Origin of the sequence: Enterobacter cloacae complex sp. P29RS (assembly GCF_014893445.1) — a bacterium.
In the GTDB taxonomy this organism is placed as follows: Bacteria; Pseudomonadota; Gammaproteobacteria; order Enterobacterales; family Enterobacteriaceae; genus Enterobacter; species Enterobacter intestinihominis.
This window is the reverse complement of sequence record NZ_JADBPZ010000013.1, coordinates 115,222-135,049: the sequence shown is the minus strand read 5'-3', so window position 1 is coordinate 135,049 and position 19,828 is coordinate 115,222. Positions and strand designations below refer to the sequence as shown.

General features: G+C 54.5%; 16 protein-coding genes. 10 read left to right on the top strand and 6 right to left on the bottom strand.

From position 1 onward, the window contains the following. Positions 1–101: 101 nt before the first annotated feature. Together znuB and znuC are read right to left on the bottom strand one after the other, a co-directional pair. Positions 102–887, bottom strand: coding sequence for a zinc ABC transporter permease subunit ZnuB (znuB, locus tag IM282_RS12025; RefSeq protein ID WP_022648485.1), 786 nt, complete (start codon positions 885–887; stop codon positions 102–104). Further along, positions 884–1,639: a zinc ABC transporter ATP-binding protein ZnuC gene (gene znuC / locus IM282_RS12020; protein ID WP_003859757.1), complete on the bottom strand. Its 756-nt coding sequence runs from the start codon at positions 1,637–1,639 to the stop codon at positions 884–886. The genes znuB and znuC overlap by 4 nt, the downstream gene beginning before the upstream one ends. 77 nt (positions 1,640–1,716) lie before the next feature. On the opposite strand from znuC, the gene znuA reads away from it, so the two are divergent. The 3 genes from znuA to lpxM all read left to right on the top strand — a co-directional run bounded on the left by znuA (position 1,717) and on the right by lpxM (position 5,087). Further along, positions 1,717–2,661 (top strand): zinc ABC transporter substrate-binding protein ZnuA, encoded by a 945-nt coding sequence (gene znuA / locus IM282_RS12015; protein WP_032622452.1) that lies wholly within the window; start codon positions 1,717–1,719, stop codon positions 2,659–2,661. Between the two features lie 15 nt (positions 2,662–2,676). Next, positions 2,677–3,996 carry a murein DD-endopeptidase MepM gene (gene mepM, locus IM282_RS12010; protein ID WP_022648483.1) on the top strand — a complete coding sequence of 440 codons (1,320 nt, stop codon included), beginning with the start codon at positions 2,677–2,679 and terminating at the stop codon, positions 3,994–3,996. Between the two features lie 119 nt (positions 3,997–4,115). Beyond that, positions 4,116–5,087 carry a lauroyl-Kdo(2)-lipid IV(A) myristoyltransferase gene (lpxM, locus tag IM282_RS12005; protein WP_022648482.1) on the top strand — a complete coding sequence of 324 codons (972 nt, stop codon included), beginning with the start codon at positions 4,116–4,118 and terminating at the stop codon, positions 5,085–5,087. 43 nt (positions 5,088–5,130) lie between these two features. Here lpxM and pyk read toward each other — a convergent pair whose 3' ends face one another. Together pyk and IM282_RS11995 are read right to left on the bottom strand one after the other, a co-directional pair. Next, on the bottom strand, positions 5,131–6,573 hold the full coding sequence (gene pyk, locus IM282_RS12000; protein ID WP_003859767.1) for a pyruvate kinase: 1,443 nt from the start codon (positions 6,571–6,573) through the stop codon (positions 5,131–5,133). 114 nt (positions 6,574–6,687) lie between these two features. After that, positions 6,688–7,557 (bottom strand): MurR/RpiR family transcriptional regulator, encoded by an 870-nt coding sequence (locus IM282_RS11995; RefSeq protein WP_003859769.1) that lies wholly within the window; start codon positions 7,555–7,557, stop codon positions 6,688–6,690. A 354-nt stretch (positions 7,558–7,911) separates the two neighbouring features. Between IM282_RS11995 and zwf the strand changes: the two genes are divergently transcribed. From zwf to IM282_RS11970, 5 genes are all read left to right on the top strand, one after another. After that, the gene (gene zwf / locus IM282_RS11990) at positions 7,912–9,387 is read left to right on the top strand and encodes a glucose-6-phosphate dehydrogenase (RefSeq protein ID WP_022648481.1); all 1,476 of its coding nucleotides are present in this window, start codon (positions 7,912–7,914) and stop codon (positions 9,385–9,387) included. A 234-nt stretch (positions 9,388–9,621) separates the two neighbouring features. After that, positions 9,622–11,433, top strand: coding sequence for a phosphogluconate dehydratase (edd, locus tag IM282_RS11985; RefSeq protein ID WP_192970426.1), 1,812 nt, complete (start codon positions 9,622–9,624; stop codon positions 11,431–11,433). A 39-nt stretch (positions 11,434–11,472) separates the two neighbouring features. Beyond that, positions 11,473–12,114 carry a bifunctional 4-hydroxy-2-oxoglutarate aldolase/2-dehydro-3-deoxy-phosphogluconate aldolase gene (gene kdgA, locus IM282_RS11980; RefSeq protein ID WP_023300441.1) on the top strand — a complete coding sequence of 214 codons (642 nt, stop codon included), beginning with the start codon at positions 11,473–11,475 and terminating at the stop codon, positions 12,112–12,114. 335 nt (positions 12,115–12,449) lie between these two features. Further along, on the top strand, positions 12,450–13,688 hold the full coding sequence (locus IM282_RS11975) for a type VI secretion system Vgr family protein (protein WP_226839867.1): 1,239 nt from the start codon (positions 12,450–12,452) through the stop codon (positions 13,686–13,688). Next, positions 13,609–14,955 (top strand): hypothetical protein, encoded by a 1,347-nt coding sequence (locus tag IM282_RS11970; protein ID WP_241973725.1) that lies wholly within the window; start codon positions 13,609–13,611, stop codon positions 14,953–14,955. The genes IM282_RS11975 and IM282_RS11970 overlap by 80 nt, the downstream gene beginning before the upstream one ends. A gap of 61 nt (positions 14,956–15,016) precedes the next feature. Here IM282_RS11970 and purT read toward each other — a convergent pair whose 3' ends face one another. Continuing rightward, positions 15,017–16,195: a formate-dependent phosphoribosylglycinamide formyltransferase gene (gene purT / locus IM282_RS11965; RefSeq protein ID WP_023300436.1), complete on the bottom strand. Its 1,179-nt coding sequence runs from the start codon at positions 16,193–16,195 to the stop codon at positions 15,017–15,019. A 172-nt stretch (positions 16,196–16,367) separates the two neighbouring features. Here purT and IM282_RS11960 point away from each other — a divergent pair, with 172 nt between their 5' ends. Together IM282_RS11960 and ptrB are read left to right on the top strand one after the other, a co-directional pair. Next, a complete protein-coding gene (locus tag IM282_RS11960; protein WP_022648470.1) occupies positions 16,368–17,018 on the top strand; it encodes a tellurite resistance TerB family protein in 651 nt (216 codons plus the stop codon). 75 nt (positions 17,019–17,093) lie between these two features. Then, positions 17,094–19,169: an oligopeptidase B gene (gene ptrB, locus IM282_RS11955; protein WP_022648469.1), complete on the top strand. Its 2,076-nt coding sequence runs from the start codon at positions 17,094–17,096 to the stop codon at positions 19,167–19,169. Here ptrB and exoX read toward each other — a convergent pair. Then, positions 19,151–19,813 carry an exodeoxyribonuclease X gene (gene exoX, locus IM282_RS11950; RefSeq protein WP_022648468.1) on the bottom strand — a complete coding sequence of 221 codons (663 nt, stop codon included), beginning with the start codon at positions 19,811–19,813 and terminating at the stop codon, positions 19,151–19,153. The genes ptrB and exoX overlap by 19 nt on opposite strands. Positions 19,814–19,828 lie beyond the last annotated feature (15 nt).

The window sequence follows — 19,828 nt, the reverse complement described above, 5'->3', positions numbered from 1 at the left end:
GTCTCCTCTTCTATGCCAGTTATAACTGTTACCCATGTATCCGGTCTAAAGTGTTACCCATGTTTCCGGTTCATACCGAAGCGCCACCGGGGACATGCTGACTACTGCGCGGTCTTTTTCATCATACTGAAAATAAACAACACCGCCGCGCACAATACCACCGACGGCCCTGCTGGCGTGTCATAGAACGCCGAGAAGGTTAAGCCGCCCGTCACCGCGATCATTCCGATAATCACCGCGATACCGGCCATTTGCTCCGGCGTACGCGCAAAACGACGCGCCGTGGCGGCAGGGATTATCAACAGCGACGTGATGATCAGCGCGCCAACAAATTTCATCGCCACCCCGATGGTTAACGCCGTCACCAGCATCAAGAGCAGCTTCACGCGCTGAAGCTTCACGCCGTCGACAAAGGCCAGATCGGGGCTGACGGTCATTGCCAGTAAATTCCGCCACTGCCACAGCAGGATCCCGAGCACCACCACCACGCCAATGGCAATGGAAATCAGATCTTCGGGCGTGACGGCCAGCAGATCGCCGAACAGATAAGCCATCAGGTCCACGCGGATGTTTGACATCAGGCTCACCACCACCAGGCCCAGCGACAGGGCGCTGTGCGCCATAATGCCGAGCAGGGTATCAATGGCCAGGTGAGGGCGTTTTTCCAGCCAGACCAGACCGGCGGCCAGCAGCAGCGTGACGACAATCACCGCATAAAACGGGTTTACGTCCAGCAACAAACCAAACGCGACACCCAGCAATGACGCATGGGCCAGCGTATCGCCGAAATAGGACATTCTGCGCCAGACGACAAACGAGCCGAGTGGACCCGCGGCGCAGGCAAGCATAATCCCGGCCAGCCAGCCGGGCAGTAACAGTTCAATCATGAGTGTCCATTTCCCCGACGCAGGACAATTCGTCCCTGTAAATCATGGCGGTGATTGTGATTATGGCGATAGATGCCCAGCTGTTCGGCGCCACGATGGCCAAACATGGAGATAAATTCGGGATGCATTGACACCACTTCCGGCGTGCCGGAACAACAGATGTGATGGTTCAGGCACAGCACTTCGTCGGTTTTGGCCATTACCAGATGCAGATCGTGGGAGACCATCAGCACTGCGCAGTTAAGCTCCCGACGGAGCTGGTCGATAAGATCGTACAGCGCAACCTGACCGTTGACGTCGACACCCTGCGTCGGCTCGTCCAGGACCAGCAGCTGAGGGCTGCTGAGCAGGGCGCGGGCAAGCAATACGCGCTGGGTTTCACCGCCCGACAGCTTTTGCAAAGGCGCCTCAACAAGATGTCCCGCCTGAACGCGTTTTAGCGCCGGTAGGATATCCGCTTTACGCGTACCGGGACGGAGACGCAGGAAGCGGCTCACCGTCAGGGGCAGGGTGGCATCAAGATGTAATTTTTGCGGCACATAGCCGATACGCAATTTGTCCTCGCGGACGATAACACCTGCGTCAGGGGCTACCAGGCCTAATACGACGCGCACCAGCGTCGATTTGCCTGCACCGTTAGGGCCGAGCAGCGTGAGTATTTTGCCGGGCTTCAGATTCAGCGACACGTCAGAAAGGACGCGGCGCTGGCCGAACGAGACCGAAACATTTTCAAGAGAAACTAAAGTCGTCATGTCAATTTAAGCTTGCAGAAGTCATCGAATGTTATAATATCACATTCCACGCATTCATTACGATGATTAGTCGCATTATGTTACAGAAAAATACGCTTCTTTTCGCAGCTTTATCCGCTGCTCTTTGGGGGACAACAGCACAAGATGTTAACGCTGCCGTTGTCGCTTCGCTTAAACCACTTGGCTTTATCGCCGCTGCCATCGCCGACGGTGTGACGGACACAGAGGTTCTTCTGCCTGACGGGGCCTCCGAGCATGATTATTCTCTGCGTCCGTCTGATGTAAAACGCTTACAGAACGCGGACTTAGTCGTCTGGATTGGTCCTGAGATGGAAGCGTTCATGCAGAAATCCGCTAAACAGGTCCCTGCGGAGAAACAGGTGACGATTGGTGAGCTGTCCGCTGTGAAACCGTTGCTGATGAAAGGGGCTGAGGACGAGGGCGACGAACACGACCACGACCATGCTCATGGCGAAAAAGGTGACGACCATCACCATCACGGTGAATACAACATGCATCTCTGGCTCTCCCCAGAGATAGCGCGGCTTACAGCGGTTGCAATCCACGACAAATTAGTGGAACTTATGCCGCAAAGTCGAATCAAACTCGACGCCAACCTGAAGGATTTTGAGGCTCAATTAGCCGCAACCGACAAACAGGTGGGTAACGAGCTCGCACCGCTTAAAGGAAAAGGGTACTTCGTTTTTCATGATGCCTACGGGTATTACGAGAAACATTACGGTCTGACCCCATTGGGGCATTTTACCGTCAACCCTGAAATTCAGCCTGGTGCGCAGCGTTTACATGAAATCAGAACACAGTTGGTTGAGCAAAAAGCGACATGCGTTTTTGCTGAGCCACAGTTCAGGCCAGCGGTCGTAGAAGCCGTGGCCAGGGGAACATCCGTGCGCATGGGAACCCTTGACCCGCTAGGTACGAACATCCAGTTGAGCAAAGCGAGCTATTCGCAGTTCCTCAGCCAACTGGCGAATCAGTATGCGAGCTGCCTGAAAGGAGATTAACGAGGAAGTGAATACGTGCAACAGATAGCCCGCTCTGTCGCCCTGGCATTTAACAATCTGCCTCGACCCCACCGCGTTATGCTGGGGTCGCTTACAGTTCTCACGTTAGCGGTCGCCGTCTGGCGGCCCTATGTTTACCACCCGAGTTCTGCCCCTATTATTAAAACCATCGAACTGGAGAAGAGCGAGATCCGCTCTCTGCTGCCTGAGGCCAGCGAGCCTATCGATCAGGCCGCACAGGAAGATGAAGCTATTCCCCAGGATGAGCTGGATGACAAGATCCAGAATGAAACCGGCATTCATGAATATGTTGTTTCTACTGGCGATACGCTGAGCAGCGTCCTGAACCAGTACGGTATCGACATGGGCAACATTAGCCAGCTTGCCGCATCCGATAAAGAGCTGCGTAACCTGAAAATTGGTCAGCAGCTTTCCTGGACCTTAACGCCCGACGGCGATCTGCAACGTCTGACCTGGGAGATGTCCCGTCGCGAAACCCGCACCTACGATCGCACCGCAAACGGTTTCAAAATGACCAGTGAAATGCAGCAGGGCGACTGGGTTAACAGCGTGATGAAAGGGACCGTCGGCGGCAGCTTTGTTTCCAGTGCCCGCGATGCTGGCCTGACCAGCGCTGAAATCAGCTCGGTGATCAAAGCCATGCAGTGGCAGATGGATTTCCGCAAACTGAAAAAAGGCGATCAGTTCTCTGTCCTGATGTCCCGCGAAATGCTGGACGGTAAGCGCGAGCAGAGCCAGCTGGTGGGTGTTCGCTTGCGTTCAGACGGCAAAGACTACTACGCCATTCGCGCGGAAGACGGTAAGTTCTATGACCGCAGCGGTACGGGCCTGGCAAAAGGCTTCCTGCGTTTCCCAACGGCGAAACAGTTCCGTGTCTCCTCCAACTTTAACCCGCGTCGTCTGAACCCGGTAACGGGCCGCGTAGCGCCGCACCGTGGCGTTGACTTCGCCATGCCGCAGGGCACGCCAGTGCTGGCGGTAGGTGATGGTGAAGTGGTCATGGCGAAACGCAGCGGTGCTGCTGGCTATTACGTGGCTATTCGTCACGGTCGCACGTACACCACCCGCTACATGCACCTGCGTAAACTGCTGGTCAAACCGGGCCAGAAGGTGAAACGTGGCGATCGCATCGCGCTGTCCGGTAACACAGGCCGGTCGACGGGCCCGCACCTGCACTACGAAGTGTGGATCAACCAGCAGGCGGTTAACCCGCTGACGGCGAAACTGCCGCGCACCGAAGGGCTGACCGGGAAAGATCGCAAAGATTACCTGGCGCAGGTGAAAGAGGTGATGCCACAGCTGCGCTTCGACTAAGCTAACACCCTCAAAAATAAGCCGGCGTCAGTGTGCGCCGGCTTTTTCTTTTGTACGCGGACGGCTGCCTCGCTACACTATCTGAATATATTTTTGCGTCACCAGACCCTGGAACCCGCATGGAAACCAAAAAAAACAATATTGAGTACATTCCCGAGTTTGAAAAATCCTTTCGCCACCCGCGTAACTGGGGCGCCTGGCTTGGCGTATACGCGTTTGCTGGCATGGCGTTGCTACCTGCTTCCCTCCGCGATCCGGTGCTCGGAAAAGTGGGGTGCCTGGCAGGGCGCTTAGGTAAAAGCGCACGCCGCCGGGCGCAAATAAACCTTCTGTACTGCTTCCCGGATAAAACCGACGTCGAACGCGAAGCAATCATTGATGACATGTATACCACCGCGCCACAGGCCATGGCGATGATGGCGGAACTGGCGCTGAAAGGGCCGGAAAAGATCGTCGACCGCGTTGACTGGAAAGGGCTGGAAATCATCGACGAGATGCGTCGCAATGATGAAAAAGTGATTTTCCTGGTGCCGCACGGTTGGGGGGTCGACATTCCGGCAATGTTAATGGCATCGCAGGGCCAGAAAATGGCGGCGATGTTCCATAATCAGGGAAACAAAATCTACGATTTCGTCTGGAATACCGTGCGCCGTCGCTTTGGCGGACGCCTGCACGCCCGTAACGATGGCATTAAGCCTTTCATTCAGTCCGTACGTCAGGGTTACTGGGGCTACTATCTGCCCGATCAGGATCACGGTCCTGAGCACAGCGAGTTTGTCGATTTCTTCGCGACCTATAAAGCTACGCTACCCGCGATTGGTCGCCTGATGAAAGTCTGCCGCGCCCGCGTGATCCCGCTGTTCCCGGTTTATGACGGTAAAACGCATCGCCTGAGCATTGAGGTACGTCCGCCGATGGACGATCTGCTGACCGCGGACGATCGCACCATTGCACGCCGCATGAATGAAGAGGTGGAAGTGCTGGTGGGGCCACATAAGGAGCAATATACGTGGATCCTGAAGTTGCTCAAAACGCGTAAACCTGGCGAAACAGAGCCGTACAAGCGTAAAGAGCTTTTCCCGAAGAAATAGGAAACCTTCACCCCTCTCCCCTTAGGGGAGAGGGGATCGGAGCTTACTCTACGGTCAGTACGCGGGTGGTATTGGTTGAGCCGATGGTGCTCATCACGTCACCCTGCGTCACGATAACGATATCACCGGATACCAGATAACCTTTGTCGCGCAGCAGGTTCACAGCATCGTGCGCGGCGGCCACACCGTCATTGGTGCTGTCGAAGTAGACTGGCGTCACGCCGCGATACAGCGCCGTCAGGTTCAGCGTACGCTCGTGACGGGACATGGCGAAGATCGGCAGACCGGAGCTGATGCGAGACGTCATTAGCGCGGTACGGCCAGATTCGGTCATGGTGATGATCGCCGTGACCCCTTTCAGGTGGTTGGCTGCGTACATCGCGGACATCGCAATCGCTTCTTCCACATTGTCGAACTGGATATCCAGGCGGTGCTTGGAGACGTTAATGCTTGGGATCTTCTCCGCACCCAGGCAGACGCGCGCCATGGCGGCCACGGTTTCCGCCGGATACTGACCCGCAGCGGTTTCTGCTGACAGCATCACCGCATCAGTACCATCCAGCACGGCGTTCGCCACGTCCATGACTTCCGCACGGGTTGGCATTGGGTTGGTGATCATGGATTCCATCATCTGGGTGGCGGTGATCACCGCGCGGTTCAGCTGACGCGCGCGACGGATCAGCGCTTTCTGGATACCGACCAGTTCAGGGTCGCCAATTTCCACGCCCAGATCACCACGGGCAACCATCACCACGTCAGACGCCAGGATCACGTCGTCCATCGCGTCCTGATCGCAGACCGCTTCAGCGCGTTCCACTTTCGCTACGATTTTCGCATCGCAGCCTGCATCACGCGCCAGGCGGCGAGCATAGTTCAGATCTTCGCCGCAGCGGGGGAAGGAGACGGCCAGATAATCCACGCCGATCTGCGCTGCGGTCACGATATCCGCTTTGTCTTTATCGGTCAGCGCTTCGGCAGACAGGCCACCGCCGAGTTTGTTGATGCCTTTGTTGTTGGAGAGCGGGCCGCCGACGGTCACTTCGGTGAACACCTTCATACCCTGAACTTCCAGCACTTTCAGCTGTACGCGTCCGTCGTCCAGCAGCAGTATGTCGCCAGGCACAACGTCAGCAGGCAGACCTTTGTAGTCGATACCCACTTTTTCCTTATCGCCTTCGCCTTTGCTCAGGTTGGCATCCAGCAGGAATTTATCGCCGATGTTGAGGAAGACTTTGCCTTCTTTAAAGGTCGATACGCGGATTTTTGGACCTTGCAGGTCACCGAGGATAGCAACATGGCGGCCCAGTTTAGCTGCGATTTCACGCACTTTGTCGGCACGTAATTTATGGTCTTCTGGCGTACCGTGAGAGAAGTTCATGCGCACCACGTTGGCACCCGCGGCGATAATCTTTTCGAGGTTATTATCGCGGTCGGTGGCCGGGCCTAGGGTGGTGACGATCTTGGTTCTGCGAAGCCTTCTGGACATGTAATACTCCGTTGACTGAAACAACTTTGGTGTTGCGTGAACATAGAATCGGCCTTCATCTATCGCAAGGCAGTAGCGAGGGGACCGAATGCCGTAAATCGTACATCGTCGTTATTAGGGAACATCGCTCTTTATAAGCAATTCTTTATCAAAACGCGATTCTTTCAGGGCTTCCTTGACCCGCTTCAAGTTATCCCGGAATTTTGCGCCCCGGCGTAAAGTAAAACCGGTCGCCAGCACGTCGATGACCGTCAGCTGCGCCAGGCGGGAGACCATCGGCATGTACATGTCGGTGTCTTCCGGTACGTCCAGGGTAATGGCGAGCGTTGCTTCCCGGGCCAGCGGCGTACCTGCCGTCGTCAGGGCGATGACCATCGCATCGTTGTCACGCGCGAGTTGCGCCAGCTCCACCTGGCTCTTGGTGCGGCCCGTATGGGAGATGAGTACCACGACATCATCTTCGCTACAATTCATACAACTCATGCGTTGCAGCACAATGTCATCGGAGTAAATCACCGGCACGTTAAAGCGAAAGAACTTATTCATGGCGTCATGCGCCACGGCGGCGGACGAGCCAAGGCCAAAGAAAGCAATCCGTTTGGCCTGCGTGAGAAGATCGACCGCGCGATTCACTGAACTCATGTCCAGAGACTGGCGAACATGGTCGAGCGTGGCCATTGCCGATTCAAATATTTTTGCGGTGTAAGCATCAACACTGTCGTCTTCATCTACATTGCGATTAACATACGGGGTACCGTTTGCCAGACTTTGTGCCAGATGCAGTTTAAAATCAGGAAAGCCGCGGGTGTCCAGACTACGACAGAATCGATTGACCGTCGGTTCGCTGACGCCCGATTCCTGTGCCAGAGCGGCGATGCTTGAATGAATCGCCTGAGCGGGCGCGGCGAGAATAACTTCAGCCACTTTGCGCTCGGATTTGCTAAGGTGTTCCAGTTGAAACTGGATTTTTTCCAGCATGTTCATTGTTAACAAGACGCTCGTGAGGGCATAAACGATTTCATAGAGATGAAACCTTGATTCGATTTAGCCGATATTACCCCCGGGACACCCGAAAGGGTAATCGTCGACAAGAAATGTTGTTGTTTTTTTTCATTACTTGATCGACGTCGGGTTTTGCTCTGACCCTGTTGCGCAAAGAATCGACATTAGTTGCGTCACCAGACGGGCATTATGGCACCGGCGACGAAAAATCACCGTATCGCACGCGTCGTTAAGCGCTAATGGTTTCAGGAAACGCGTAAAAGCAGTACAGTGCATTGTAATAAAATTACAACGATACCTGGCAGAGTACCAGGAGATCTAACTGAGGAGAATGACATGGCGGTAACGCAAACAGCCCAGGCATGTGACCTGGTCATTTTCGGCGCGAAAGGCGATCTTGCACGCCGAAAATTGCTGCCTTCCCTGTATCAGCTCGAAAAAGCGGGCCAGATCCATCCCGATACCCGAATCCTTGGGGTAGGGCGCGCCGACTGGGATAAGGAGGCTTATACCAAAGTCGTGCGCGAGGCGCTCGAAACCTTCATGAAAGAGAAAATCGATGAAAGCCTTTGGGATAAGCTGAGCGGGCGTCTCGATTTCTGCAATCTGGACGTCAACGATGTAAGCGCCTTTACCCGTCTGGGTGAAATGCTGGACCAGGAAAATCGCGTCACCATTAACTATTTCGCCATGCCGCCAAGCACCTTCGGCGCCATCTGCAAAGGTCTGGGCGAAGCGAAGCTGAACGCCAAACCGGCGCGCGTGGTGATGGAGAAGCCGCTGGGTACGTCGCTGGCAACCTCGCGTGAAATCAACGACCAGGTGGGCGAGTTCTTTGAGGAGTGTCAGGTTTACCGTATTGACCACTATCTGGGTAAAGAGACGGTTCTGAACCTGCTGGCGCTGCGTTTTGCCAACTCCTTGTTTGTGAACAACTGGGACAACCGCACTATCGACCACGTGGAAATTACCGTGGCGGAAGAGGTGGGCATTGAAGGCCGCTGGGGCTACTTCGACCAGGCCGGCCAGATGCGTGACATGATCCAGAACCACCTGCTGCAAATTCTGTGCATGATTGCCATGTCTCCACCGTCAGATCTGACGGCCGACAGCATTCGTGACGCCAAAGTGAAAGTGCTGAAATCACTGCGCCGTATTGACCGCTCCAACGTGCGTGAGAAAACCGTGCGCGGCCAGTACACCGCAGGTTTTGCCCAGGGGAAAAAAGTCCCTGGCTATCTGGAAGAAGAGGGCGCGAACAAGTCCAGCAACACCGAGACGTTTGTGGCGATCCGCGTGGATATCGACGACTGGCGCTGGGCCGGCGTGCCGTTCTACCTGCGTACCGGGAAACGTCTGCCGGCAAAATGCTCCGAAGTGGTGGTCTACTTCAAAAATCCGGAACTGAACCTGTTCAAAGAATCCTGGCAGGAACTGCCGCAGAACAAACTGACCATCCGTTTACAGCCGGACGAGGGTGTGGATATTCAGATCCTGAACAAAGTGCCGGGTCTTGATCACAAACACAACCTGCAAACCACCAAGCTCGACCTGAGTTACTCTGAAACTTTCAACCAGACGCATCTGGCCGATGCTTACGAGCGTCTGCTGCTGGAAACCATGCGTGGTATCCAGGCGCTGTTCGTCCGCCGCGATGAAGTGGAAGAGGCGTGGAAGTGGGTGGACTCAATCACCGAAGCGTGGGCAGCCGACCAGGACGCGCCAAAACCGTATCAGGCGGGAACATGGGGACCTGTCGCCTCCGTTGCGATGATCACCCGTGATGGCCGCTCCTGGAACGAGTTTGAATAACCCCCATCTCTAGCCCAAAGGTGTTATTTTACCGGTAACATGATCTAACACAGCAAGTGGCATAATTTTTAATCTTTTAAGCTCCGCGTGGATTCACCCGCGGAGCTTTTTTTATTACACTCCCTTCAGACATTTTGCCCCTGCGCTCCGGATATCAGGCGTTTCAGCGTTGTTAACAACCGTCAGAAACTGTGTAAACTCCCGAGCCTGGACAGATAAATTAGAGGAGCTTTTATGAATCCGACATTGTTACGCGTAACACAACGCATCGTTGAACGCTCGAAAGAGACCCGTGCTGCCTACCTTGCCCGCATCGAACAGGCGAAGAGTGAAACGGTCCATCGCTCACAGCTGGCCTGCGGGAATCTGGCCCACGGCTTTGCCGCCTGCCAGCCTGGTGATAAAGACGCGCTGAAAAGCATGCTGCGTAACAATATCGCCATTATTACCTCCTATAACGACATGCTTTCAGCCCACCAGCCGTATGAGGTTTACCCGTCTATCATCCGCAATGCGCTGCACAGCGTGAACGCGGTGGGCCAGGTTGCAGGCGGCGTGCCGGCCATGTGTGATGGCGTGACTCAGGGACAGGACGGTATGGAGCTGTCTCTGTTGAGCCGCGAAGTGATCGCCATGTCGGCGGCAGTGGGCCTCTCTCACAATATGTTTGATGGCGCGCTCTACCTGGGCGTATGCGACAAAATCGTCCCGGGGCTGGTGATGGCCGCGCTGTCGTTTGGCCATCTGCCAGCGATTTTTGTGCCGTCAGGCCCGATGGCAAGCGGTCTGCCAAACAAGGAAAAAGTCCGTATCCGCCAGCTGTATGCCGAAGGAAAAGCGGACCGTCAGGCGCTGCTGGAAGCGGAAGCCGCGTCCTATCACGCGCCGGGCACCTGTACGTTCTACGGTACGGCCAACACCAACCAGATGGTGGTGGAGTTTATGGGGATGCAGCTGCCGGGCTCGTCGTTCATCCAGCCGGATGCGCCACTGCGTAAAGCGCTGACCGAAGCCGCAGCCCGTCAGGTGACGCGTCTGACCGGTAACGGCAACGAGTGGATGCCAATGGGCAAAATGGTGGATGAAAAAGTCATCGTCAACGGGATTGTCGCCCTGCTGGCGACCGGCGGTTCAACCAACCATACCATGCACCTTGTCGCGATGGCGCGCGCGGCGGGCATTCTGATCAACTGGGATGACTTCTCCGAGATCTCTTCCGTGGTACCGCTGATGGCTCGTCTGTACCCGAACGGTCCGGCGGACATTAACCACTTCCAGGCCGCGGGCGGCGTGCCGGTGCTGATGCGCGAGCTGCTGAAAGGCGGCCTGCTGCATGAGGATGTCAACACGGTGGCGGGCTTTGGCCTGCATCGCTATACCCTTGAGCCGTGGCTGAACAACGGTGAGCTGGACTGGCGCGAGGGGGCGAGCAACTCGCTCGATCCTCAGGTTATCGCGACCTACGAACAGCCGTTCTCTCCTCACGGCGGCACCAAAGTGCTGAGCGGTAACCTTGGGCGTGCCGTAATGAAAACTTCTGCCGTGCCGGAAGAGAATCAGGTTATCGAAGCCCCGGCGGTGGTGTTTGAAAGCCAGCACGACGTTTTACCTGCCTTCGACGCGGGTCTGCTTGATAAAGACTGCGTAGTCGTGGTGCGCCATCAGGGACCAAAAGCGAACGGGATGCCAGAATTACATAAACTTATGCCGCCGCTTGGTGTATTATTGGACCGCCGTTTCAAAATTGCGCTGGTGACCGATGGACGCCTCTCGGGGGCATCCGGTAAAGTGCCTTCAGCGATTCATGTCACCCCGGAAGCCTACGACGGCGGCCTGCTGGCGAAAGTCCATGATGGAGACATGATCCGCGTTAACGGTCAGACAGGCGAGTTAACCCTGCTGGTGGACGAAGCAGAGCTGACGGCGCGTCAGCCACATATTCCTGACCTGAGCGCATCCCGAGTGGGTACCGGACGCGAGATGTTTGGTGCGTTGCGTGAGAAACTCTCCGGTGCGGAGCAGGGCGCAACCTGTATTACGTTTTAAGACGACTTGATTTTAACGATCTGGCGAGAGAAGACTCTGATGAAAAACTGGAAAACAAGTGCAGAAGCAATCCTGACTACTGGCCCTGTCGTGCCGGTTATTGTGGTAAACAAACTGGAGCACGCTGTCCCAATGGCGAAGGCGCTGGTTGCGGGTGGCGTTCGTGTTCTGGAAGTGACCCTGCGTACTGCCTGTGCGATGGATGCGATTCGCGCTATCGCCAAAGAAGTGCCGGAAGCGATCATCGGTGCTGGTACGGTTCTGAATGCGCAGCAGCTGGCGGAAGTGACCGAAGCGGGCGCACAGTTTGCCATCAGCCCGGGCCTGACCGAGCCGCTGCTGAAAGCCGCAACCGAAGGTACTATTCCGCTGATCCCGGGTATCAGCACCGTTTCTGAACTGATGCTGGGCATGGACTACGGCCTGAAAGAGTTTAAATTCTTCCCGGCTGAAGCGAACGGCGGCACCAAAGCGTTGCAGGCGATTGCAGGCCCATTCTCCCAGGTGCGTTTCTGCCCAACGGGTGGCATCTCTCCGGCCAACTACCGCGACTACCTGGCGCTGAAAAGCGTGCTGTGCATCGGTGGCTCCTGGCTGGTTCCGGCGGATGCGCTGGAAGCAGGCGACTGGGATCGCATTACTAAACTGGCTCGCGAAGCGGTAGAAGGCGCGAAACAGTAACAAATGCTCAATGCATAAAGCAGGCCCTCTGGCCTGATGCTGGTCACTTTATGTGACCAGCATGTATAAGTTCTTCTTCTTCCCACAAACATTTTTAATATCCCTAATCCCCAGGCGTATCATTCTTCATTATTAAATAATCCCTCACTTATATATTTGATGAATAATTCATTCTTAATTTATCTGTGATGAAATTGCCTGGGCTCTTTTTATTTATTCTGTGAATAATATTACTTCCTTTGAGTCAATTCAACTTGAGGTTGGGTATTTTAATAGGAGAACGATAGGTGTATTGTTTTTAATAAACGGAATGTTTGTTAAAAGGATAAATAATAATGTCAGGGGAATCTGAGGTGGCTCAACGGTGGGACACGTTAAACAGATATTTATTGTATTTCCCGCGTAGCAAAAATGTTATTTCTGATGTTCATTCTTTTACAGGAAAAGAGATATTAAGCGAGCCTTATCGCTATACCATTCGCTTTACCAGTCCGGATCAAAACATTGCCATTAATGCTGTTCTTAATCAAAGGGCTGAGTTTATTCTGCGTGCACCCAATCTGGAAGCCTCATGGCATGGGCAAACCTCCTGGCTGCCGGTTCGCCAGATTAATGGCACGATCACCCAATTTTCCCGGCTGATGTCTTCAGGTGACGAAGCACTGTATGAATGCGTGCTGGAGCATGAGCTGGCGCTGCTGGATCAAAATTACCGTTCTGCGGTTTACATGAACATGACAGTCCCGGAGCTCGTTACAAAGCTGATGAAGGACAGTGGTCACTTTGACGGCTACAACATTGATTTTGAGCAACTGAGCCACAGCTATCCACGACGGGAAATGATCATTCAGTGGAAAGAAACCGATTTGCGGTTCATCCGTCGGCTGCTGGCAGAGATAGGGATCTGGTTCCGTTTTGAGAATCACAACAAAGTGAAAACGGAAACCGTCGTTATTTTTGGGGATTCTGCGCGTCGTTACAACTTCAGCGACAAACAGATGCCTTATGTCCGACATTCAGGCATGACCAGTTATAACGAATACATCACCGATCTGGAGGAGCAGCACGGCCTGATCCCAAAAAATGTGTTGGTTCGCACCTATAACTACCGTGACCCGCAATCGCCGCAGACGGATAAGACCATTAAAACGAGCGATATTCCCGAAGGTGTAACGACAGGCCAACACTATCACTATGCCGATCACTATCTTGCTGCGGGGGATTTTCACGGTGAAGAGGCGGAAACCGCCGCATTTTACGCCCGTCTGCGTTATGAACGCCTGTTGAACGGACAGAGTGTTCTGGGGGCGACAACCAGCGATCCCGAGCTTCAGCCAGGCATTATGTTTTATCCTGCAGGGCCTGTACCTGACGGGTTTAAGTCCGGGTTTGTGATAACTGCGATGATTATCCGCGGCAGCCGTGCTGAACACTATCGCGCCGTACTTTCTGGGATCCCCTATATACAAAAAACAGCCAGACCCGGATTCCACTGTGCCAGTCGTCATGATTGTTTTCCTCTATGTGATAGCCGTCGCAATGGGCCTCGCGATCCGGGCTCTAACCTGGCCTGAACAGGAACACGTTACGGCTCTCTTTTTTGTGCCTTCAGTTATTCTGCCCATCTGTGTTGTGTCGTTATTAGTTTTTACAAGTTTCATATTTCATGACGCCAACATTCATTATGCTGAAACCCGAAAATTCATAGCAAAAGAGCAGGAGATTAATTTAAAGGCGTATGCGCGGAAAAATATGGCTATCGCAGCATGGTCTTCAATAACCCCCCTGGAGCAACCCGCGCTGAATATGTTGAAACTGGAAGGCGAATTTCCGCTGGCACCGAAAACGCCGGTTAACATTCAGCTGGAAGATCGCTTCGACCAGACCAGGAATGAACAGATGTTTTACCGCTTACTGGACCCGATGGCAGAAAAATTGAAGGGCTATAACTACCGTATTTTTGAAACCGTTGTCTGGGTTCACGGAGGGAGTGGATCCTGCATTGATGAACTGAGGCGCACTCTGGAGCGGTTGGGTATTGAAACGGCCAGCACGTGTAAAATTGAGTACAGCACAGAATGCCCTGACTACGCGATCGTTAGCCAATGGATGAACTTATCTGATTACAGAGTTGAAAACCGGCTGATTGTTATCGTTCATTTACATGAAGAAAGCGGCGAATCAAAGAACATGGAAAATGCATGTGCATTCCTGCTGACCAGTCATTATGTCCGGGAGGAGGGCGAAAAACCGGTATATTTATATCAGCCTATGTCTGATGTGACCGATGTAGAGGACAAAATGGCGGTCTTCCTTGAGACGGGTTCGGTACTTACGCCGAAAAATCTCTGGTATACCGGGCTGTCCCGTATTGAAAAATATCCATTAATGCAGGCACTGGACAAAAAAGCGCTCACGGTGGAACGGCTGGATATCGATGCCTCTCTGGGCGCAAAGAGTGCCGGGTATCGGTGGCTGGCTCTGGCATTTGCGGCGGATGCGGTAAAATATGCCCAGGGGGAGCAACTGGTAGCATATTCAGACAAAAACAAATTTTGTATTACTGCGCTTTCCTCCATGAAGACAGCTATCCCAAATAAACTTACCTGGTGTAACTGGAGTAATCCCCTTTATCCTGCGGGGATGGCGGCTTTATTCTGCGTGTTATCCCTCATTGCCTATCGTATCAGTTTCCTGGCGCAAAACGATCCGCCAGCAATCTGGGAACTGATTGCGAGCATAATCATTCCCTTCGTTATTTTTATAGGCCTCGGTAGTTTTGTTTTCATCTCGAAAACGAATGAAGCCTACGAGGACATGGAATACGAATGGAAGCGATAGAAACGAAACAACGTTAATCATGCTATGTGGCTGGTCGCTTACTTGACCAGCCTTTAGTTATTTACCCTGTCACTTTCACCGCAGTGGCCGCTTTTTTCGCTCTCGCGACGGCTTCGTCCACGTTTTCCCCGGTCGCTAATGCCACGCCCAGACGACGGCTTCCGTCGATCTCCGGTTTGCCGAACAGCCGAACCTGCAAGCCTGCGCCTACCGCACCTTCGACGTTATCAAAGGTGACATTCTGGCTGGTCAGCTGCGGCAGGATCACCGCCGAGGCTGCCGGGCCGTACTGACGGATGCCGCCAACCGGCAGGCCGAGGAAAGCACGTACGTGCAGCGCGAACTCAGAGAGATCCTGCGAAATCAGTGTGACCATCCCGGTATCGTGCGGGCGAGGGGAGACTTCGCTGAAGATCACCTCGTCGCCGCAAACAAACAATTCCACGCCGAACAGGCCGTAGCCGCCCAGCGCCAGCACCGTTTTGCGGGCGATCTCCTGCGCGCGTGCCAGCGCCAGCGCGCTCATCTGCTGCGGCTGCCAGGATTCGCGATAATCGCCGTCTTCCTGGCGATGACCAATCGGGTCGCAGAAATAAACGCCATCCACGGCGCTGACGGTGAGCAGGGTAATTTCAAAATCAAACTTCACCACGCCTTCTACGATGACGCGCCCGGCACCGGCACGGCCGCCCTGCTGGGCATAGTCCCAGGCTTTGTCCAGCGTGCTGCTGTCGCGGATAAAGCTCTGCCCTTTGCCGGAGGAGCTCATTACCGGCTTAATGATGCACGGGTAGCCAATCTCCTCTACGGCCTGGAGAAACGCAGCTTTATCCCCGGCAAAACGGTAGCTGGAGGTCGGGAGCTGTAATTCTTCTGCCGCCAGGCGACGAATGCCTTCCCGGTTCATGGTCAGTTTTGCCGCTGTGGCACAGGGCACCACGCGCTGGCCTTCCTGTTCAAGGGCAACCAACATCTCAGTGGCAATGGCCTCAATTTCAGGTACCACGAAATCCGGTTTTTCGTCGGCAATTAACGCCCGCAGGGCATTACCGTCAAGCATATCGATGACGTGCGAGCGATGCGCGACGTGCATGGCGGGTGCATTCGCATAACGGTCCACCGCAATCACTTCCACACCCAAACGCTGGCATTCAATGGCCACTTCTTTACCCAGTTCACCCGATCCCAACAGCATGACGCGCGTCGCGGCAGGACGCAGCGCAGTTCCTAAACGAGTCATAAAAATCCCCCTGAAAAAGATGCGGGCAGTATAAACGAAAACGTTTGCGTCTGTCTTGTATAGGGATAACCCGGACAGGGGAGAAATTTGCGCTTCTTTAGCACTGACAGACATTTCCTGACACCCGCTCGCTTAGGCTGTGAAGGTTACGCACTGTTACGTGAGGAAAAATATGTCAGGCTGGATGAATCAACTGCAATCCCTGTTGGGACAAAAAGGCTCGTCGTCCGGCGAGCAGGGTCTGAGCAAGCTGCTTGTGCCGGGTGCGCTCGGCGGGCTGGCCGGTTTGCTGGTTGCCAATAAATCATCGCGGAAACTGCTTACCAAATACGGTACCGGCGCGCTGCTGGCGGGCGGAGGGGCTATTGCAGGCTCCGTCTTATGGAACAAATACAAAGACAAGGTGCGCAACGCGCATCAGGATGAACCGCAGTACGGGAAGCAGGTATCGCCGTTAGATTTACGCACCGAGCGTCTGATCCTCGCCCTGGTCTTTGCAGCCAAGAGCGACGGGCATATTGATGCCAGTGAACGTGCCGCAATTGAACAGCAGATGCGGGAAGCGGGCGTTGAGGAGCAGGGCAGGGCGCTGGTGGCGCAGGCCATCGAACAGCCGCTCGATCCGCAGCGTCTGGCGCAAAGCGTGAAAAACGAAGAAGAGGCGCTGGAACTCTATTTTCTGAGCTGTGCCGCCATCGATATCGATCACTTTATGGAGCGCAGCTACCTGAACGCCCTGGGTGATGCGCTGAAGATCCCACAGGACGTTCGTGAGGGAATTGAGCAGGATATTCAGCAGCAGAAGCAGACCCTCGCGGGCTAGAAGGCCATGTTTCGCTTGCATCATACGCGTGTTTTGCCAACCTTATAGGATGTAAAACGAAAAAGTAAGAATGCCATGCCTCCAAAAGCCCGACGTACTCCTTATGCGATCACCACGCATGGCGATACGCGTATCGATAACTACTACTGGCTGCGGGACGATTCTCGTTCCCGGCCAGAGGTGCTCGACTATCTGCACGAGGAAAACGACTATGGCCGCCAGGTCATGGCCAGCCAGCAGGCGCTTCAGGATCAGCTCCTGAACGAAATGGTGCAGCGTATCCCCCAGCGTGATGTCTCTGCCCCGTGGTGCAAAAACGGTTATCGCTATCGCCATATTTATGAGCCGGGAAACGAATATCCCATCTACCAGCGCCAGTCTGTGCTGAGCGCCGAGTGGGACGAATGGGAGATCCTGCTGGATGCTAACAAACGTGCTGCCCACAGTGAGTTTTATACGCTGGGCGGCATGTCCATTTCCCCCGATAACGCCATTATGGCGCTGGCTGAGGATTACCTCTCCCGCCGCCAGTACGGTTTGCGTTTCCGCAATCTTGAAACGGGAAACTGGTATCCCGAAATGCTGGATAATGTCTCCCCCGATTTCGTCTGGGGTAACGATTCAGAAACGGTCTACTACGTTAAAAAGCATGCCTCAACGCTGCTGCCTTATCAGGTCTGGCGTCATACGGTGGGGACCGATTCCGCCGACGATGAGCTTGTGTATGAAGAAAAAGACGAGACGTTCTACGTCAGCCTGCATAAAACCTCGTCTCGCCACTACGTGATTATCTTCCTTGCCAGCGCCACCACCTCTGAGGTGCTGCTGCTGGATGCCGAACTGCCGGATGCCCAGCCGTTATGCTTCCTGCCGCGCCGTAAAGATCATGAGTACAGTCTGGATCACTTCCAGCACAGCTTTTACCTGCGTTCGAACCGCGAGGGCAAAAACTTTGGCCTTTATAAAACCAAAGTGCGCGATGAACGGAAGTGGGAAGTGTTAATTCCTGCGCGCGATCAGGTGATGCTGGAGGGGTTCACCCTGTTTACCGACTGGCTGGTGGTGGAAGAGCGTCAGCGCGGACTGACCAGTATCCGCCAAATCAACCGCAAAACCCGCGAAGTGGTGGGCATTGCGTTCGATGACCCGGCTTACGTGACGTGGATCGGCTTTAACCCGGAACCGGAATCGTCCCGCCTGCGGTACGGCTATTCGTCAATGACTACCCCGGACACGTTGTTTGAGCTAGATATGGACACCGGGCAGCGTCAGGTGATTAAACAGGCTGAGGTCCGGGGATTTGAGTCGGAAAATTATCGCAGTGAACACCTGTGGGTGACCGCGCGCGACGGCGTTGAAGTCCCCGTGTCTCTCGTCTACCACAAGGATCACTTCAACAAAGGTAAAAACCCCATCCTCGTCTACGGTTACGGCTCCTACGGATCCAGCATGGACGCCGATTTCAGCAGCAGCAGGCTGAGCCTGCTCGACCGCGGTTTTGTTTATGCGATTGCCCATATTCGCGGCGGCGGCGAGCTGGGTCAGCACTGGTATGAAGACGGAAAATTTCTCAAAAAGAAAAATACCTTCAATGACTACCTTGATGTCTGCGATGCGCTGATCGCGCAGGGTTATGGCGATCCGCAACTCTGCTTTGGCATGGGGGGCAGCGCCGGAGGCATGTTAATGGGAGCCGTGGTAAACCAGCGGCCTGAACTGTTTAAAGGCGTTATCGCTCAGGTGCCGTTTGTGGACGTGGTGACGACCATGCTGGACGAAACCATTCCGCTGACCACCGGGGAGTTTGAGGAGTGGGGGAACCCGCAGGATGAAACCTATTACCGCTACATGAAAGAGTACAGCCCGTACGATAACGTCGAGGCGAAAGCCTATCCGCATATGCTGGTGACCACCGGCCTGCACGATTCCCAGGTGCAGTACTGGGAGCCCGCGAAATGGGTGGCGAAGCTGCGTGAGCTAAAAACTGACGATAATCTGCTGCTGCTGTGTACCGATATGGACTCGGGGCACGGAGGGAAATCAGGGCGATTTAAATCCTATGAAGGGGTGGCGCTGGAGTACGCCTTTTTGATTGGCCTGGCGCAGGATACGCTGCCAGGCCGCGCGGGAACTCAGGCTTCGCCTAAATAATGCTTCAGCGTCAGGCGCAGTTCCGGGCTCATTCTGTCGAGGTTGTTGTACAGCCAGCGCAGATAGCCCGGATCGTTGTCCGCCACTTCCGATACCGGTTTTCCACGATATTTACCGAACGTGAAGGTGGTCAGTAGGGCGGGGCGGCCGGTAATGGTCGCCATATCGTCCGGCGTCCAGCCGGAAGTATTCATGATATCAATCAGGAGCGCTGCGGTGATGTAGCAGTCATAGAGGGCGCGGTGATGATGCAGCCCTTCCGGCGTCCGCACGCTTAGTTTGCGCGACTTATACAGCGCCATATTGCTGTATTTGATCCCCGGCCACAGACGGCGCGCCAGCTTCATGGTGCAAATCCATTCACCGGGCATCTCCGGCAGCACGCGGCGGTCAAAGCTGGCGTTATGGGCGACATACCACTGGCTACCGTGGTAAAGAGGGATGATCTCTTCAATCCACGGCTTATCCGCCACCATCGATTCCGTAATGCGATGAATTGCCATCGCCTGCGCACTGATGGGACGGTCCGGGCGCACCAGGTGGCTCATTGGATTGACTATCTTTCCGTCAACCACGTCGACAGAGGCGACTTCCACAATTCCACCCTGCAAATCGCAGGTTTCGGTATCGATAACGCGCAGCATTGATCGCTCCTGATC

What these genes read in the sequence shown, in the direction of transcription:
- znuB (WP_022648485.1), bottom strand. Translation starts at nt 887, where the DNA reads ATGATTGAACTGTTACTGCCCGGCTGGCTGGCCGGGATTATGCTTGCC.
- znuC (WP_003859757.1), bottom strand. Translation starts at nt 1,639, where the DNA reads ATGACGACTTTAGTTTCTCTTGAAAATGTTTCGGTCTCGTTCGGCCAG.
- znuA (WP_032622452.1), top strand. Translation starts at nt 1,717, where the DNA reads ATGTTACAGAAAAATACGCTTCTTTTCGCAGCTTTATCCGCTGCTCTT.
- lpxM (WP_022648482.1), top strand. Translation starts at nt 4,116, where the DNA reads ATGGAAACCAAAAAAAACAATATTGAGTACATTCCCGAGTTTGAAAAA.
- pyk (WP_003859767.1), bottom strand. Translation starts at nt 6,573, where the DNA reads ATGTCCAGAAGGCTTCGCAGAACCAAGATCGTCACCACCCTAGGCCCG.
- IM282_RS11995 (WP_003859769.1), bottom strand. Translation starts at nt 7,557, where the DNA reads ATGAACATGCTGGAAAAAATCCAGTTTCAACTGGAACACCTTAGCAAA.
- zwf (WP_022648481.1), top strand. Translation starts at nt 7,912, where the DNA reads ATGGCGGTAACGCAAACAGCCCAGGCATGTGACCTGGTCATTTTCGGC.
- edd (WP_192970426.1), top strand. Translation starts at nt 9,622, where the DNA reads ATGAATCCGACATTGTTACGCGTAACACAACGCATCGTTGAACGCTCG.
- kdgA (WP_023300441.1), top strand. Translation starts at nt 11,473, where the DNA reads ATGAAAAACTGGAAAACAAGTGCAGAAGCAATCCTGACTACTGGCCCT.
- IM282_RS11975 (WP_226839867.1), top strand. Translation starts at nt 12,450, where the DNA reads ATGTCAGGGGAATCTGAGGTGGCTCAACGGTGGGACACGTTAAACAGA.
- purT (WP_023300436.1), bottom strand. Translation starts at nt 16,195, where the DNA reads ATGACTCGTTTAGGAACTGCGCTGCGTCCTGCCGCGACGCGCGTCATG.
- IM282_RS11960 (WP_022648470.1), top strand. Translation starts at nt 16,368, where the DNA reads ATGTCAGGCTGGATGAATCAACTGCAATCCCTGTTGGGACAAAAAGGC.
- ptrB (WP_022648469.1), top strand. Translation starts at nt 17,094, where the DNA reads ATGCCTCCAAAAGCCCGACGTACTCCTTATGCGATCACCACGCATGGC.
- exoX (WP_022648468.1), bottom strand. Translation starts at nt 19,813, where the DNA reads ATGCTGCGCGTTATCGATACCGAAACCTGCGATTTGCAGGGTGGAATT.